Here is a 16,327-nt window from a genome sequence, read left to right as displayed (position 1 = left end):
CCGTTCTACGTCAACGACGCGACGCTCCCCATCACCACGAACCGGGAAGAGCCAGCATCCTCGTCACCTCGCTGCTGCTGCGCTTCAGCATCCGCAAGATCTGGGCGAAGGCCGTGAGCGATCCGCACGGTCTGATCCTCGAGCAGCTCGGCATCTCGCACGTGATCTATCCGGAGAAGGACATGGGCCGCAGAGTCGCCCATATCGTGTTGGGCACGATGCAGGACTTCATCGAGATCGACACCGACTTCGCGATGGTCAAGACCGCGCTGAGCCCCGAGCTCGCCGGGACCCGGCTCGGCGACAGCGGCATCCGCCGCCGCTACGGGGTCACCGTCACCTCGGTGAAGCCCGTCGGTGCCGCCTGGCAGCCCGCCACCCAGGACACCGTCCTGCAGGAGGGGGACACCATCGTGGTCACCGGCCCCACGAAGCAGGCGGAGAAGTTCAGCCGGGCGATGTCCTGACATCTCCCGCGGGAGTGCACCCGGGCCCGAGACTCGAGCCCCTGCCCGGGCGCTCGGGATCTCCGACCAAAAGAGGATGCGCGGGCGCTGCCGCGCAGGCGAGGATGGATCGGAGGCGAGACCGTCACCGGGTCCGGCACCGAGGTGCGAGGACAGGATCTGTCCTCTCGCCGTCCTATTCTTCGTTCGAGACCCCGGCCGCTCACCCCGTCGGCCGGGCCGTTCCACCCTGCTCCGGGAGACCAACCCCATGCTCTGGACCCTGATCCGGCGCCACCTCCGGCCCTACCTGCCGCATGTGGCCGCCGTCGCCGTCCTCCAGCTCGCGACCGTGCTCGCGACCCTCTACCTGCCCAGCCTCAACGCCGACATCATCGACAACGGCGTCGCCACGGGAGACACCGACTACATCTGGCGCGTCGGCGGTGTGATGCTGATCGTCGCGATGGTGCAGGTGATCACCGCGATCGCCTCGGTGTGGTTCGGGGCGCGGGTCTCGATGGGCATGGGCCGGGACATCCGCCGCTCCGTCTACACGCGCGTGGACCGCTTCTCCACCGAGGAGATGGGCCGCTACGGCGCCCCTACCCTGATCACCCGTGCCACCAATGACGTCCAGCAGGTGCAGATGCTGGTGCTGATGACCCTGAACTTCATGGTCATGGTGCCGATCATGTCCATCGGCGGGATCATCATGGCGATCCAGGAGGATCCGGGGCTGTCCTGGCTGGTGTGGGTGTCCGTGCCGGTGCTGATGGTGATCGTGGGCTTCCTGGTCAAGGAGCTGATGCCGCTGTTCCAGCGGATGCAGGACAACATCGACTCGATCAACTCCGTGATGCGTGAGCAGATCATGGGCATCCGCGTGGTGCGGGCCTTCGTGCGCGAGCGGCACGAGACCGCCCGCTTCGAGAGCGCGAACGCCACCCTCACCGACACCTCGGTGCGGATCGGCCGGCTGTTCGTGATCATGGGCCCGGCCATCACCGTCGTGCTCCACCTCGCGACCGCCGCCGTGCTCTGGTTCGGCGGCCACCGCGTGGATGCGGGGCTGGTCGAGGTGGGCGCGCTGACCGCCTTCATGCAGTACCTGCTGCAGATCCTGATGGCCGTCATGATGGGCACCTTCATGTTCATGATGTTCCCGCGCGCGATCATCAGCGGCAGGCGCATCGGGGAGGTCCTCGAGACCACCCCCACCCTCGCCGAGCCCGCCCAGCCCGTCGCCCTCCAGGTGACCGGCGGCGGCGCGACCGTGGAGTTCCGCGACGTCACCTTCGCCTACCCCGGCGCCGAATCGCCGGTGCTCGACGGTGTCTCCTTCACCGCCGAGGCCGGGAAGACCACCGCCATCATCGGCTCCACGGGCTCGGGCAAGACCACCCTGGTCAGCCTCATCCCGCGCCTGCACGACGCGACCAGCGGCCAGGTGCTGCTGGACGGCGTCCCCGTCACCGACCTGGCCCGCGCCACGATCTCGCGCGCGGTGGGCCTCGTGCCCCAGAAGCCCTATCTGTTCTCCGGCACCATCGCCCACAACCTCCGCTTCGGGGATCCGACGGCCGACGACGACCAGCTGTGGCGCGCGCTCGACGTCGCCCAGGGCACCGAGTTCGTCACGGACCGCAGCACCGGCGAGGGCCAGAGCGCGGCGACCGGCCTCGAGTCGACCGTCTCCCAGGGCGGCACCAACGTCTCCGGCGGCCAGCGCCAGCGCCTGTGCATCGCCCGCACCCTGGTCGCCGCTCCCCGGGTGTACGTCTTCGACGACTCCTTCTCGGCGCTCGACGTCACCACCGACGCGAAGGTCCGCGAGGGCCTCGCGAAGAACACTCAGGGCGCGACCACCCTCATCGTCGCCCAGCGCATCTCCACCATCACCTCCGCGGATCAGATCCTGGTGCTCGAGGAGGGCAGAGTGGTGGGCCGCGGCACCCATGAGGAGCTGCTGGTCAGCTCGCAGACCTACCGGGAGATCGTCGATTCCCAGATCACCGCGGAGGCGACGGCATGAGCGAGAAGAAGAACTCCACGAAGAAGCAGGACGGCAGCACCGCCGAGCTCACCGAATCCGAGATCCTCGAGATGCAGGACTCGATGAGCAGCGAATGGGGCGAGTCCGCACCCCGCAAGGCCAAGGCCTTCTGGCCCTCCGCGCTGCGACTGGCGGGGACCTTCGCCGATCACAAGCTGGGCCTCACGGTGGTGCTCGCCTTCGGTATCATCTCGACTGTGCTCACGGTCTGGGCACCCACCATCCTCGGCGACGCGATGGACGTCATCTTCGACGGCTTCCTCACCGGGGAGGGCGTCGCCTTCGACGCCCTCGGCCGCCTGCTGCTGATAGTGCTGGGCATGTACCTGGTCGCCGCACTGTTCGACTGGCTGCAGGGCCGGCTGCTGAACGACGTGGTCATGAAGATCGTCTACGTGCTGCGCGAGAAGATCGAGGCGAAGGTCAACCGCCTGCCGCTGTCCTACTTCGACACGCGCCAGCGCGGCGACCTGCTCTCCCGCACCACCAACGACGTCGACAACGTCCAGACCGCCCTCCAGCAGGCCTTCGCGTCTCTGGTCTATGCGGTGCTGACCATTGTGGGCATCACGATCATGATGTTCTGGCTGTCCTGGCAGCTGGCGCTGATCGCCCTGGTCGCCCTGCCGATCTCCGCCGTGGTCATCGGCCTCATCGGCGCGAAGTCCCAGAAGCTGTTCACGGCGCAGTGGCGCAACACCGGGCGCCTGAACGGGCACGTCGAGGAGTCCTTCACCGGCCACGACCTGGTGACCGTCTTCGACCGCCAGGACTCGATGCGCGAGCAGTTCGACGAGCGCAACGAGGAGCTGTGGGAAGCCTCATTCAAGGCCCAGTTCTACTCTGGCATGATCATGCCGATCATGCAGTGGGTGACCTACCTCGGCTACGTCGGCATCGCCGTGGTGGGCGGTCTGCGGATCGCCGCCGGGCAGATGTCGCTCGGCCAGGTCACCGCCTTCATCCAGTACTCCCGCGAGTTCAACGCACCGCTGGGCGAGGTGGCGGGGATGGCGAACATGCTGATCTCCGGCGTCGCCTCCGCGGAGCGGATCTTCGAGCTGCTGGACGCCGAGGAGCAGGAGGCCGACGGGGAGATCACCGAGCCGTCCGGAACGGACGCCGGAGCGATCGGCGCCGACAGTGCGACCGCAGCCGACAGTGCGGCCGGAGCTGGTGGGGCGGTCGCACCGCGCCGCCGGATCGAGCGCGCCGAGCTCACCGGTCCCACCCGTGGCCGCATCGAGTTCGATCACGTCGCCTTCTCCTACACCCCGGAGAAGCCGCTGATCACCGACCTGTCGTTGGTCGCGGAACCCGGACAGACGATCGCGATCGTCGGCCCCACGGGTGCCGGGAAGACCACCCTGGTGAACCTCATCATGCGGTTCTACGAGATCGACGCCGGGCAGATCCGCCTGGACGGCGTGGACATCCGGGCTCTGGACCGCGGCGCCGTGCGCTCGCGCGTGGGCATGGTGCTGCAGGACGCGGTGCTGTTCGGCGGCACCATCCGTGAGAACATCCGCTACGGTCGCCTCGAGGCGAGCGACGAGGAGGTGGCCGCCGCCGCGACCGCGACCTTCGTGGACCGCTTCGTGCACACCCTCCCCGACGGCTACGACACCCTCATCGAGGACGAGGGCGCGAACGTCTCCGCCGGTGAGCGGCAGCTGATCACCATCGCCCGCGCCTTCCTCGCCGACCCTGCACTGCTGATCCTCGACGAGGCCACCTCCTCCGTGGACACCCGCACCGAGGTGCTGGTGCAGGAGGCGATGGCGGCGCTGCGCAGCGACCGCACCAGCTTCGTGATCGCCCACCGCCTCTCCACCATCCGTGACGCGGACGTGATCCTGGTGATGGAGCACGGCGACATCGTCGAGCAGGGCTCCCACGACGTGCTGCTCGAGGCCGAGGGCGCCTATCACCGGCTCTACTGGTCGCAGTTCGCGGCGGGAACGGACCCTGATGCGGACGACGCGGTGGTCGTGGGATCCATGACCGTCACCGGTGCGATCCCCGAGGTCGCCGCGACGCGGGATGGTGCGGGGGCGGCACCTGCTGAGACCGGGGAGCTCCCGGCGGCCGGAGCCTAGCTCGGCGCCGCCCCAGCGCCACCCGGTGCCGGCCCGGTGACGGTCAGATTTTGTGACCGTGAGGACCGATGGTGACATGCGCATGAGTCGTCACCGGCGCAATAGTCTCGGTCTGGCAGGGCTGGCTGGGCTGGGCTGGCTGGGCAGGGCTGGGGTGGGCGGGTGCTGGCCCAGCGGGTAGCGTCGGGCCATGGACGTCACGATCATCGGGGGCGGCATCGCCGGCCTCGCCCTCGCCCACGAACTCGCCCCCGACCACGATGTCACCGTGCTGGAATCTTCCCCGGGCCCGCGCGGCGGCGGTTACATGATCGACTTCTTCGGCCCCGGCTTCTACGCCGCAGAGCGGATGGGCATCATCGAGGAGCTGCGCTCCCGCGGCCATGTGTTCGAGGGCGTGCGCTACGGGACGCCAGACGGGGTGGACTCCGGACACATCGACGTCGGCCCCCTGGTCGAGGCGGCGGGTGGCCGGTACTTCTCGATCCTGCGCCCCGAGGTGGAGCTGGGGCTGCTCGCAGTGCTGCCGTCGTCGGTGGATCTGCGCTACTCCGCGCAGGTGGTGGCGGTGCGCAATGCTGGACTCGATGGCGCGGCCCGGGCCCGCAGAGCCGTGGTCGAGCTCGCCGACGGCACCATCCTGGACTCCGATCTCGTGGTGGCCTGCGACGGGGTGCGCTCGCCGGTGCGGGAGCAGGTCTCGCCCGGGCACGGAGCGATCGTGCCGATGGGCTACCGGGTGGCGAGCTACCTCTATGAGGATCCGGAACTCGCGGCCGAGCTGGGGGCGCGGATGCTGATGACGGACACGGTCCGCCGCGTGGGCTGGGCGTATGCGGCCGACGACACCCGCGTCGGCGTCATGCTCGCCGAGCGCGTCGACGGTGCGGGCACGAAGCGGCCCACGCCGGACCGGGACCGCCTGCAGCGAGACTTCACGGGGCTGCACCCGCAGGTGGACAGGGCGCTCGCCCATGCCCCGGAGAGCTTCTACGACGACCTCGTCGCCCAGGCGATCGCGCCCCGCTGGAGTCGCGGCCGGATCGCGCTGGCCGGAGACGCCGCCCACGCCCCCTCGCTGCTCGCCGGGCAGGGCACCTCGGTCGCCATCGCCGGGGCGGAGGCGCTGGCCAGGAGCCTGCGGGCGACAGGCCCCCACGTCGAGGCGGGACTCGCCGAGTACGAGCGGCGGTGGCGGCCGACGGCGGAGAAGGTGCAGCGTTCGGGTCGACGCAGCGCCTCGTTCTTCACCCCGTCCAGCCCGGCGCAGCTGCGCCTGCAGCAGATCGGCCGTCGTGCGATCGGCCTGCCGGGCGTGAACCGCCTGGTGACGCGCAGCTTCATCGCCGCCTGAGGCCGGGCGGGTCGGCTCTCCCGGCTGCAGGCGACGACGGCCGGAGATCAGGCGGCCGAGGTGCGCCGCAGCCGGACGTTGACGAACTCTCCCATGCCCCACCGGCCGAGCTCACGGCCGAAGCCGGAGCGCTTCACGCCGCCGAAGGGCAGGCCGGGCAAGGTGGTCCCGTGCTCGTTGATGTACGCCATCCCGACGTCGAGGCGATCGGCGACTGCCTGGGCGCGCTCGAGATCGGTGCCCCAGACGGAACCGCTCAGACCGAAGTCGACGTCGTTGGCCAGCGTCACGGCCTCGTCCTCCGAGTCGACACCGTAAATCACAGCCACAGGGCCGAAGATCTCCTCGGCATAGGCGTCCATGTCCTCGGTGACCCCGGTGAGCACGGCGGGCTGCATGAAGGCCCCGTCGCGATCGAGCGCCTGCCCGCCGGTATGGAGCGTCGCGCCCTGCCGGACGGCGCGTCGAACCTGGTCGACGACGCCGTCGCGCGCACCGACCGAGGAGAGCGGGCCGACGTCGACGTCCTCGTCCAACGGATCGCCGAGGGTCGCGGACTCGAAGCTCTCGACGATGGTCGCGACGAACGCCTCGAGACGAGCCGTGGGCACGATGATGCGCTTCGGGGAGTTGCAGGCCTGGCCCGCATTCGACAGCCGGGCGGTGGCGACGGTCCGGGCGACCTGCTCGAGGTCGCCATCGTCGAGCACGATCAGCGGATCGGAGCCGCCGAGCTCCAGCACCGACTTCTTCAGGTGCTTGGCGGCGGTCTCCGCGACCGCCGCACCCGCCTTCTCGCTGCCGGTGAGGGACACCCCGCGCACCCGCGGGTCGGCGATCATGTCGGCGATCTGGTCGTGGGAGGCGAAGACGTTGGCATAGGCATCCTGCGGGACCCCGGCCTCATGGAGGATCTGCGCCATGATCTCCGAGGAGCCGGCGCAGATCTCCGCGTGCTTCAGGATGATCGTATTGCCCACCATCAGGTTCGGGGCGACGAAGCGCGCCACCTGGTAGTAGGGGTAGTTCCAGGGCATCACTCCGACGAGAGGACCGATCGGCTCGGTCTGCACCAGCGATTCCTGCGCGCCCTGCGGATCCAGCTGCTCGGGCTGCAGCAGCTCGGGGCCATGGGTGGCGTACCAGCGATAGATCGAGCCGGCCAGCTCGGCCTCGCCGATGGCCTGCTGCAGAGGCTTGCCCATCTCGACGGCGATCAGCTCTCCCAGCTCCCGGGAGCGGTCGTCGTAGGCATCGGCGACCCGCTCCAGGATCGAGGCGCGCTCCTGCGCGGCAGTGGCGCGCCACTCTGTGTAGGCGGTGTGGGAGCGCGAGAGCACGCGCTCGACCTCGGCGCTGTCCAGGGTGGTGAATTCCTTGTCGGTCCGTCCCGTGGTCGGGTTGGTCGTCGTGTATTCAGCCATCCCTCCACCCTCGACCCCATGTCCGGATCTGTAAAGAATGGGCCGTCCGACCGGTCCGCCGGAGCGCGGCGGGCAGCGTCGCCCACTGCTCTCCGGACGTGACCCGGCCGGTGGCTCACACCCGGATCGCGCCGAGCTTCTGCGGATTGCGGAGCATGTCGATCCGGGTCACCACGGCGTCGGCGCCTTCACCGTCGGCCTCGATCCAGACCGCGCAGTCGATCCGCGGCCCCTCGTGCCCGATCAGCGCCGGCCGACCGTTGAGCTCCGCCATCCGCCAGGACAGCTGCATGACCTCGGGCTTCGCCATGATCCCCGCGATGAAGGCGAGCACGTTCGAGGTGCCATGTATCGGGCGCCGCGCGGCTCGCCTCACGCCGCCGCCGTCGGTGGTCAGCACCACCTCGGGGGAGAGCATCGCGACCATCTCCGTCAGCGCCACCGTTCCCTGCGCGGCGTCGAGGAAGGCGGCGGTGAGCGCGCGGTGGGCGCTCTCGTCCACCGGATGGCGCGGCGCCCGTGCGCGCACGTGGGCTCGCGCGCGGCTGACCAGCTGCCGCACCGAGGCCTCGGAGCGCTCGAGAGTCTCCGCCACCTCGGGATAGGGCAGCGCGAACACCTCGCGCAGCACGAACGCCGCCCGCTCGAGCGGGGACAGGGACTCGAGCACCACCAGCAGCGCGAGCGAGACCTCGTCGGCGATCTCCGCGGCGCGGCCCGGTTCCGCGGAGGCGTCGGTCGAGACCGGCTCGGGCAGCCAGGGGCCGATGTACTCCTCGCGTCGCCGGTCTCGCGAGCGCACGATGTTCAGCGCCGTCCGGGTCACCACCCGCAAAAGGTAGGAGCGCGGCTCGCGCACGATCGTGAGATCCACGTCCTGCCAGCGCAGCCAGGCTTCCTGGACCGCGTCCTCACTGTCGGCCACCGTGCCGAGCACCCGGTAGGCGGCGCCGAGCAGGGCGCGGCGATGCACCTCGAAGGTCTCGTGATGCGCGGTCGATGCGGTGTTCATGGCGCGCCCTTCGCTGCGGTTCGCGGAGCCGCGCTCAGCGTACGTCGCAGTTGTCCTTGAAGCCCTGACTGGTCAGCCCCAGCCCGGCGTTGGTGCGCGAGCGGTAGTTCTCGAGCGAGACCAGCGCGGCGAGCTCGACCACCTGCGCGTCGTCGAGATCCTCCCGCAGGCGGGGCACCATCTCGTCGGTCACGGCCGACGGCGTCTGCGTCGCCGCGACCGCATACTCCAGCACCGCCCGTTCGAGCGGTGAGTAGACGCTGCTCGTGCGCCAGGATCCGATCGCCTGCAGCTTCGCCGGGTCCACGCCGCGGCGGTGGTTCTCCCAGTAGCCGAAGTCGATGCACCAGGAGCAGCCGATCTCGCGCGCCACCACCATCACCGCGAGCGCGTTCAAAGTAGGAGAGAGCCGCTTCCAGCGGGAGGCGCTCGCCTCGAGCACGAGCGAGGCGGTGAGCACGCCGCCGTGGTGGAGCGCGGCCCGCACCGGATCCAGCGCCTTCCCGTACGGCCGGCGCGTCGCCCAGAGCACGAGGCGCGCGAAGCCCCCGTCGTGCTCGAGCGGGATCCGGGCGGCGGGACGCGCCGGCGGAGCGGTGTGCAGAGGAGTGATTGCGGACATGTCGGTGCCTTCCCTCAGGGGCCCGGGAGGGGCCCGTCGGAAGGGAGACACCGGCCGCGCCGGATCTGTGACATCTGCTTGCTGCTCAGGCTTCGGGGAGGTCCCAGTGGAAGCTCTCGAGGGTGATGGCGGCAGGGTCCGGGCCCCGCGCTGGCGGCTGATGCAGCAGGAGCAGGTCGATCGGGGTGCGGACATCGCCGGCACCCGCCGGTCAGAACGGCGTCGTGGGCGGCGCGTCGGGCGGAGGATCCACCGGCGGTGGCTGCTCGGGCTGCGTCGGCGGCTCCGGGGCGGGCTCGGGGCTCGGCTCGGGCGGCCGGCCAGGGATAGGCATCGGCGGACCGGTGGGCGGTGAACCCGGCGGCTGCGTCGGCGGCTCCGTGGGAGGAGCCGTGGGCGGATACCCGGGCGGAGTCAGCGGCGGCTCGCTCGGCGGCGGCAGGGTTCCCCCGGCGGTGTGGTCATCCGGCGGTGTCATCTGCTTCTCCTCGCTGTGCGAGCATCCTGGACCTGGTCAGGAACCGCTTCCCGTCGGGCGTCTCGAGGCTGAACCCGCCGCCGCGCCCATCCACGAGGTCGATCGTGAGGTGGGTGTGGCGCCAGTAGGCGAACTGCTCGCGGCTCATCCAGAAGTCCAGCGGGCTGGTGGTGCCGTCCGGCAGCGGCACCTCGACGTGCCCCATCTTCACGTCGGCGTCCCCGGTGAGGAAGTCGCCTTCGGGGAAGCACATGGGCGAGGACCCGTCGCAGCAGCCGCCGGACTGGTGGAACATCAGCGGCCCGTTGCGGTCGATCAGGCGCTGGATCTGCGCGACCGCCGCGCCCGTGAACGCGACGCGGGAGAAGTACTCGTCCTCGACCGTCGGCGCCATCTCGAGGACGTCGTCCGAGGCGGACGGCTCGGGCAGCGTCGGCGCGGGCGGCTGGCCCGCCTGCGGGCCGGGCGGTGCCGCGGTGCGGGTGAACTGCGGGGGAGCGGAGGCGGAGAGGTCGGTCATGGCGAGTCCTTCGCTCGAGGGGCCGATGGGAATGTGTCGTGGCTCACCACGATAGACCTCCTCTGCGGCCATAGGGTTTCCGCATGGAACATCGTCACCTCGGCCGCTCCGGCCTCAAGATCAGCGAGATCATCTACGGGAACTGGCTCACCCATGCCTCCCAGGTGGAGGATGACCGTGCCCGCGCCTGCGTGCGCGCCGCGCTCGATGCCGGCATCAGCACCTTCGACACCGCGGACACCTACGCGAACACCGCCGCGGAGGTGGTCCTCGGCGAGGCGCTGAAGGCTGAGCGGCGCGAGTCGCTCGAGATCTTCACCAAGGTGTACTTCCCCACCGGCCCCAAGGGGCACAACGACACCGGTCTGTCCCGCAAGCACATCCGCGAGTCGATCGACGCCTCGCTGCGCCGACTGCAGACCGACTATGTCGACCTCTACCAGGCGCACCGCTATGACGTCGCCACCCCGCTCGAGGAGACGATGCAGGCTTTCGCGGACGTCGTCCACTCCGGCAAGGCGCTGTACATCGGAGTCTCCGAGTGGAACGCGGATCAGCTCCGCGCCGGCCACCAGCTGGCCCGCGAGCTCGGCATCCAGCTGGTCTCCAACCAGCCCCAGTACTCGATGCTGTGGCGCGTGATCGAGGAGCGCGTGGTGCCCACCTCGCGTGAGCTCGGCATCTCCCAGATCGTCTGGTCGCCGGTCGCCCAGGGCATCCTCACCGGCAAGTACAGGCCCGGCACCCCGGCGCCCGAGGGGTCGCGCGCCCGCGACGAGAAGGGCGGCGCGGACATGATCAAGCGCTTCCTGAACGACGAGGTGCTCACCGCGGTGCAGGGCCTGCTCCCGATCGCGGAGGAGCTCAGCCTCACCCCGGCGCAGCTCGCCGTGGCCTGGGTGCTCAGCAACGACAACGTGGCCGGCGCGATCATCGGCGCCTCCCGCCCCGAACAGATCACCGAGAACGTCAAGGCTGCGGGGATCACGCTCGATGCCGACGTCAGGGCCCGCATCGACGAGGTGCTCGGAGAGATCCCCGAGACCGATGCGGCGCTGACCCAGGCGCCCGGGGCGCGGCTGAGCTGAGCTGTCGGCCGGAACGAAGGTGCAATGACCGAAGGGCCGGTCCGTCGCGATGACGGTCCGGCCCTTCGGCTTTCACTGCGGTGCGTGTCGAGGGATCAGCTCTTGGTGTCGATCCCCAGCTGCGCGGGCGGCAGCTCCTCGCCGGTCTTGCCCTGGAGGGAGTGGCCGTCGGCCCGCATCTCCCAGAACGTGGCGCCCTGGATGCCGAGCTTGCGCGGATCGAACTGCGGGTCCAGACCTGCCTTCTTCTGCTCGCGGTAGTCCTTGAGCGCCTTCAGAGCGGGGCCCTGGATGACCAGGATGCCGATGATGTTCAGCCAGGCCATCGAGCCCACGCCGATGTCGCCCATGCCCCAGGCCGCGCCGGCGGTGTTCACCGCGCCGTAGGCCACGGAGACGAGCACCAGAGCCTGCAGCAGGCGAAGCATCCCGCGGGCGAGCACGCGGTTCTTCATCTTGCGCGTGAGGTAGTTGAGGTTCACCTCGGCCATGTAGTAGTAGGCCACGATCGTGGTGAACACGAAGAACCCCAGCGCGACGGCGATGAACGACGGTCCGAAGCCCGGGAAGACCGAGTCGAGGCCGGTCTGGACGAAGTTCGGCCCCGGCTCGACATCCACGGGCATCTCCCCGGCGCCGCTGCCGATCACGGGAGAGGTGCCGTCGGCCCACTCCTCATTCGAGAACGTGTTGAACATTCCGGTCGAGATGATGATGAAGGCGGTCGCAGAGCACACGAACAGGGTGTCGATATAGACCGAGAACGACTGGGCGAAGCCCTGCTTGGCGGGGTGGGAGACCTCGGCGGCGGCAGCGGCGTGCGGGCCGGTGCCCTGGCCGGCCTCGTTGGAGTAGATGCCGCGCTGGACGCCCCACTTGATGGCGAGGCCGACGATCGCGCCGAAGATCGGCTGGACACCGAATGCGCTGGAGAAGATCAGCCCGAAGACGCGGGGGATCTCGGTGAAGTTCAAGAACAGCACCACGAGCGCGATGATGATGTAGAGGATCGCCATGGCCGGCACCACGAACGCCGCGAAGTGGGCGATGCGCTTGACGCCGCCGATGACGATGAAGCCCAGGCCGATCACCAGGCCGATGGCGGTCACCCAGGTGGGGATGCCCCAGGCACTGTTGATCGCGGAAGCCATGCCGTTGGCCTGCACGCCCGGCAGGAAGAAGCTCATCGCGAGGATGGTGACGATCGAGAACAGGATCCCGTAGAACAGCGACAGGCCCGGGGCCTTGTGCTTGTAGGCCTTCTCGAAGTAATACGCCGGACCGCCGCGGTACTCGCCGGTGTCGCGGTCCTTCTCCTTGTAGATCTGGCCGAGGGTGCATTCGATGAACGAGGTGGCGGCGCCGAGGAAGGCGGAGGCCCACATCCAGAACACGGCGCCGGGGCCGCCGAAGGCGATGGCGGTGGCGACGCCACCGATGTTGCCCATGCCGACGCGGCCGGCGAGCGACATCATCAGCGACTGGAAGGACGAGGTGCCGTCCGGGGAGGTCTCGCCCTTCTTCAGCTGGGCGAGCATGTCGGGGATGTTCCGCACCTGGAGGAGGCCGGTGCGGATGGTGAAGTAGAGGCCGGCGAGAAGACAGAGCCCGATCAGGGGGATGGACCAGATCAGGTTGTTCGCGCCGTTGATCATTTCGGCGATCATGAGGGCTCCTGGGAATAGGGGAAGCGACGGCACCCTTGGCGTCGCGTGCAGGGGTGACTGCAGTCACCTCTTAGTGCTGGATGGAACATACCGGACACTCAGGGCTCTGAGGGGTCTTTCAGCCTCCCGTAGCCGGGTCGTTATGCAACTCGTATTCCGGGTGCTTGTATTCGTCCAGGTGGAGCTGCCGTGCGGCGCCGAGGGGAGTCGGTGGGGGGCATCCCGCCGCCCCTTCCGGCGTGTCGTGACCGGAGTCGCTCAGCAGGGGCTCGAAATCGGGGCTGGAGAGCCGTTACACTTATTGCGACCCCTCGTGCGGTGTCATCTTGCTGAACTCCCCCAGGGCTTGACGGCAGCAAGGGCAGGTGAGCTCTGGCAGGTGCACGAGGGGTCCTTCTCTGCCCGGAGGCGGTGCCGTCCTCGGCCCCCGGTCCCCTGCGGGAGATCGCCCCACCACGGGGCCCGGACCCGGGGGTCGCCTGGCTGCTGGACCTCACCCCCTGGACGCTGTGGCTCACGGTGGCCAGGATGGTGCTGCGCATCGGAGGCGTGTTCGCGCCGCGAGCGGCCGATGCGAGCCCGCGGCCCCTTCCCTCGCAGTCCCGCGATGCGTACCGTGAGGGGACCCGTTCGTCGAGGTCAGGAAACGCTATGAGGGTCGAGACCGTCCACCGGGTTGCGCACCCGCCGTCCGAGGTTCTCGCCTGGCATGACCGCCCCGGCGCCCTGGTGCGGCTCACCCCGCCCGGGCTCGCCTCGGCCGATGCGCCGGACGCCGGAGGGGTGCAGGTCGGCCGGCTCGTCGGGGTGCGTCTCGGCCCGTCGGCGCTGCCCACCGCACTGCGCCCGCATTGGATCCTGCGCCATCTCGAGCATGACCCGCAGGGCCGTTTCGTGGACCAGCAGGTCCGCGGGCCCTGGCGCACCTGGCGTCACGAGCACCGCACCGAGGCCGACGCCGGCACCGCCGACGCTGCCGACGGCAGCGCCACCGCGCTCCACGACAGCATCGAGCTCGAGCTCCCGCGCAGGCTCGAGCGTCTGACCCCGCTCGCCGAGTCGCAGATCCGCCGCCTGCTCGCCTTCCGTGCCCGCCAGCTGCACGACGACCTCGACTTCCACGCCCGTTTCGTCGACACCCCGCGCCGCACCATCGCGATCACCGGCTCCTCGGGCCTGATCGGCACCCAGCTCGCCGCGCTGCTCGAGACCGGCGGGCACACGGTGCATCGGATGGTGCGTGAGAACCAGGTGGGCCCGGGGGAGATCTCCTGGGACCCGAGAGCGGGGCAGCTGGACCCGGCCGACCTCGAGGGCATCGACGTGGTCATCAACCTCGCCGGCCGCTCGATTGCGACCCGCTGGACCCCGACGGCCCGCCGCGAGATCCGCGGCTCACGCGTGAACGGCACAGCGCTGATCTCTCGCACCCTCGCCGGGATGCGGGAGGGGCCGGCCGCGCTCGTCCAGGCCTCCGCCATCGGGATCTACGGTCCGCGACGCCCGGGCGAGCTGCTCACCGAGGCGGATCCGGGCGGCGAGGGCTTCCTCGCCGATCTGGTGCGGGACTGGGAGGGCTCGACCCGCGCCGCCGCAGACGCCGGGGTGCGGGTCGCCCACGTGCGCACCGGGATGGCGCTGACCGACGGTGGCGGCCCGCTGCTGCCCCAGCTGCCGCTGTTCCTGGCCGGGGTGGGCGGCAGGCTCACCGCCGGGGACGCGATGACCTCGTGGATCTCGCTGGATGACATCGTGCGCAGCTTCGCCCACGCCGCGCTCAGCGCCGAGCTGCACGGGCCGGTCAACGGCGTCGGGCCGCAGCCGGTGAGCGCCCGTGACTTCGCCCGCACCCTCGGGATGGTGCTGCACCGGCCCGCATTGCTGCCGGTGCCGCCGCTCGGACCACGCCTGGTGCTGGGCGGGGCGGCCGCGGACGAGCTGATCCGCACCGATCAGAACGTCTCCGACGCGCGGCTGCGGGGGAGCGGCTTCGAGCCCGCGCACCGCACCCTCGAGGAGGCGCTGCGCCACGTGCTGCGACGGTGAGGGCGGGGCCGGCGGAGGCGACCGACGAGGTGCGCTCAGAGGTGCTCGGTGGGGAGCTCCGTGAGCGCGCGGGCCTCCTCGCGGAGCTCATCGTCGCTCAGCTCATGCGCCGGCGGGTGCACGACCTCCGCGGCGCGGCAGGCCAGCGCGTTGACCACGGCGGCGAGCACCACCAGGGCGGCCGCGCCGACGGGCAGCCACATCGCGACCTGGGAGCCGGCATCCTCCGCGACCGCGCCGGTCAGGGCGGAGGCGGCGGACTGGCCGACGATCGTGGCCGAGCCGAGCATGGTCATCACGGTCGCGGAGCGGCCCTGCGGGCTGCGCTCGGCGGCGAGGCTGTAGAGCGTCACGATCGTCGGCCCGATGCCGATCCCGGCGATCGCCATCGCCCAGATGAGGCCGGTCAGGCCGCCCGCGAGACCGAAGCCGATCATCGAGGCGAGCATCAGCGCGGAGAAGCTGAGCCACCGCGCAGAGAGGCGGAACCGCTCGGGGAAGCGCGCCACGGACAGCGCCAGGATCGTCGAGCCGACGCCCATCACGCCGTAGACCAGCCCGGCCGAATCGCCGTTCCCGGTATCGGCGAGGAAGGCGGTGAGCGAGGTGAGCACCGTGCCGAAGAACAGGCCCACGCCGAGCGCGCCGGCGACGACCACCAGCACGCGGAGCGTGCGCAGCTCCCTGGCGGGGGCCTGGGCAACGGGCTCCTCGGCGGTCGGTGCGGCGACCTTGGCCGTGGGATGCAGCGCGAAGGCGGTGACGAACAGGAGCGTGAGCACCGCGGCCCCGATCATCGGGGCGGCGGGGCTCAGGGTGGTCGCGAGCAGGCCCACCACCACCGGCCCGAACACGAAGGCCGTCTCGTCGGCGGCGGATTCGTAGCCCATGGTGGCGTTCAGGCTGTGGGCCCGCCGGCCGCTCGGGAGGCGGGTGAGGATCAGGTGCACCAGGCGGCTGCGGGAGAACGGGCCGATCTGCGGGGAGGAGGCGCCGATGATGAAGCCGACCGCGAGCACCGCGATGTCGGGCAGCGAGCTGAAGGCCACGGCGGCGATCGCCAGCAGCGCGAGCGAGTTCACGATCCCGGAGAGCAGGATGACCGGGCGCTGCCCGATCCGGTCCGCCGCCGCGCCGAGCAGGGGGCCGACGAGGGCCGAGCCCAGTCCCACCACGGCCGAGTTCACGCCGCCGAGCCAGATCGACTCACGCGCGGAGACGACGAGGGTCAGGGTGCCCACGACCATCATCGCGAAGGGGAAGCGGGCCACGAACGCGATCGGGAAGTAGGCGGTGCCGGCGACGCGGCGAAGGGTGGTGGGCGCCTGCGGCGCGGGGGAGGTCTGCTGAGTGGTCATCACTGCTCCGGACGGGGGTGCCGCCTTGGACGATCCACACCGTGGACCCGAGGTAGATGCACTGCTGAGGCCCGGGGGATCGGGCCGATCTGACGGCCCCACTCTAGAGTCCGGCGGCGTGAGCGGCCAGGGCGGGCGGGCCGGTGGTGCGCGGATT

General features: G+C 70.3%; 12 protein-coding genes and 1 other RNA gene. 7 read left to right on the top strand and 6 right to left on the bottom strand.

From position 1 onward, the window contains the following. The 4 genes from ACTH43_RS13015 to ACTH43_RS13000 form a co-directional block, all read left to right on the top strand. Positions 1-467 (top strand): potassium channel family protein (locus ACTH43_RS13015; protein ID WP_441445326.1); only part of this gene is annotated, 467 nt, incomplete at its 5' end. Positions 468-717: 250 nt separating this feature from the next. Beyond that, a complete protein-coding gene (locus ACTH43_RS13010) occupies positions 718-2,481 on the top strand; it encodes an ABC transporter ATP-binding protein (protein WP_441445325.1) in 1,764 nt (587 codons plus the stop codon). Next, positions 2,478-4,601 carry an ABC transporter ATP-binding protein gene (locus ACTH43_RS13005; RefSeq protein WP_441445324.1) on the top strand — a complete coding sequence of 708 codons (2,124 nt, stop codon included), beginning with the start codon at positions 2,478-2,480 and terminating at the stop codon, positions 4,599-4,601. Before ACTH43_RS13010 ends, ACTH43_RS13005 begins: the two co-directional genes overlap by 4 nt. A gap of 190 nt (positions 4,602-4,791) precedes the next feature. Further along, entirely contained in the window at positions 4,792-5,955 is a 1,164-nt protein-coding gene (locus ACTH43_RS13000) for an FAD-dependent oxidoreductase (RefSeq protein ID WP_441445323.1), read from the top strand. 47 nt (positions 5,956-6,002) lie between these two features. On the opposite strand, the gene ACTH43_RS12995 is transcribed toward ACTH43_RS13000, so the two are convergent. The 4 genes from ACTH43_RS12995 to ACTH43_RS12980 form a co-directional block, all read right to left on the bottom strand. Continuing rightward, the gene (locus ACTH43_RS12995; protein ID WP_441445322.1) at positions 6,003-7,379 is read right to left on the bottom strand and encodes an NAD-dependent succinate-semialdehyde dehydrogenase; all 1,377 of its coding nucleotides are present in this window, start codon (positions 7,377-7,379) and stop codon (positions 6,003-6,005) included. Between the two features lie 115 nt (positions 7,380-7,494). Next, complete coding sequence (gene sigJ, locus ACTH43_RS12990; RefSeq protein ID WP_441445321.1) at positions 7,495-8,391, bottom strand: RNA polymerase sigma factor SigJ; 897 nt, start codon at positions 8,389-8,391, stop codon at positions 7,495-7,497. Between the two features lie 34 nt (positions 8,392-8,425). Then, a complete protein-coding gene (locus tag ACTH43_RS12985) occupies positions 8,426-9,013 on the bottom strand; it encodes a carboxymuconolactone decarboxylase family protein (RefSeq protein WP_441445320.1) in 588 nt (195 codons plus the stop codon). Between the two features lie 461 nt (positions 9,014-9,474). Continuing rightward, the gene (locus tag ACTH43_RS12980) at positions 9,475-9,885 is read right to left on the bottom strand and encodes a DUF779 domain-containing protein (RefSeq protein ID WP_441445327.1); all 411 of its coding nucleotides are present in this window, start codon (positions 9,883-9,885) and stop codon (positions 9,475-9,477) included. 209 nt (positions 9,886-10,094) lie between these two features. Here ACTH43_RS12980 and ACTH43_RS12975 point away from each other — a divergent pair, with 209 nt between their 5' ends. Then, the gene (locus ACTH43_RS12975; RefSeq protein ID WP_441445319.1) at positions 10,095-11,099 is read left to right on the top strand and encodes an aldo/keto reductase family protein; all 1,005 of its coding nucleotides are present in this window, start codon (positions 10,095-10,097) and stop codon (positions 11,097-11,099) included. Between the two features lie 95 nt (positions 11,100-11,194). Here ACTH43_RS12975 and ACTH43_RS12970 read toward each other — a convergent pair whose 3' ends face one another. Next, on the bottom strand, positions 11,195-12,766 hold the full coding sequence (locus ACTH43_RS12970; protein ID WP_441445318.1) for an alanine/glycine:cation symporter family protein: 1,572 nt from the start codon (positions 12,764-12,766) through the stop codon (positions 11,195-11,197). Positions 12,767-13,068: 302 nt separating this feature from the next. On the opposite strand from ACTH43_RS12970, the gene ffs reads away from it, so the two are divergent. Together ffs and ACTH43_RS12960 are read left to right on the top strand one after the other, a co-directional pair. After that, positions 13,069-13,165, top strand: an RNA gene (gene ffs, locus ACTH43_RS12965) — signal recognition particle sRNA small type. Positions 13,166-13,417: 252 nt separating this feature from the next. Then, complete coding sequence (locus ACTH43_RS12960; protein ID WP_441445317.1) at positions 13,418-14,812, top strand: TIGR01777 family oxidoreductase; 1,395 nt, start codon at positions 13,418-13,420, stop codon at positions 14,810-14,812. A 35-nt stretch (positions 14,813-14,847) separates the two neighbouring features. Here ACTH43_RS12960 and ACTH43_RS12955 read toward each other — a convergent pair whose 3' ends face one another. Then, entirely contained in the window at positions 14,848-16,170 is a 1,323-nt protein-coding gene (locus ACTH43_RS12955; protein ID WP_441445316.1) for an MFS transporter, read from the bottom strand. Positions 16,171-16,327 lie beyond the last annotated feature (157 nt).

The sequence above is a fragment of the Brachybacterium sp. genome (assembly GCF_052095815.1).
GTDB lineage: Bacteria > Actinomycetota > Actinomycetes > Actinomycetales > Dermabacteraceae > Brachybacterium.
The sequence above is the reverse complement of the archived record's forward strand: the minus strand, read 5'-3'. Positions and strand labels throughout refer to the sequence as shown.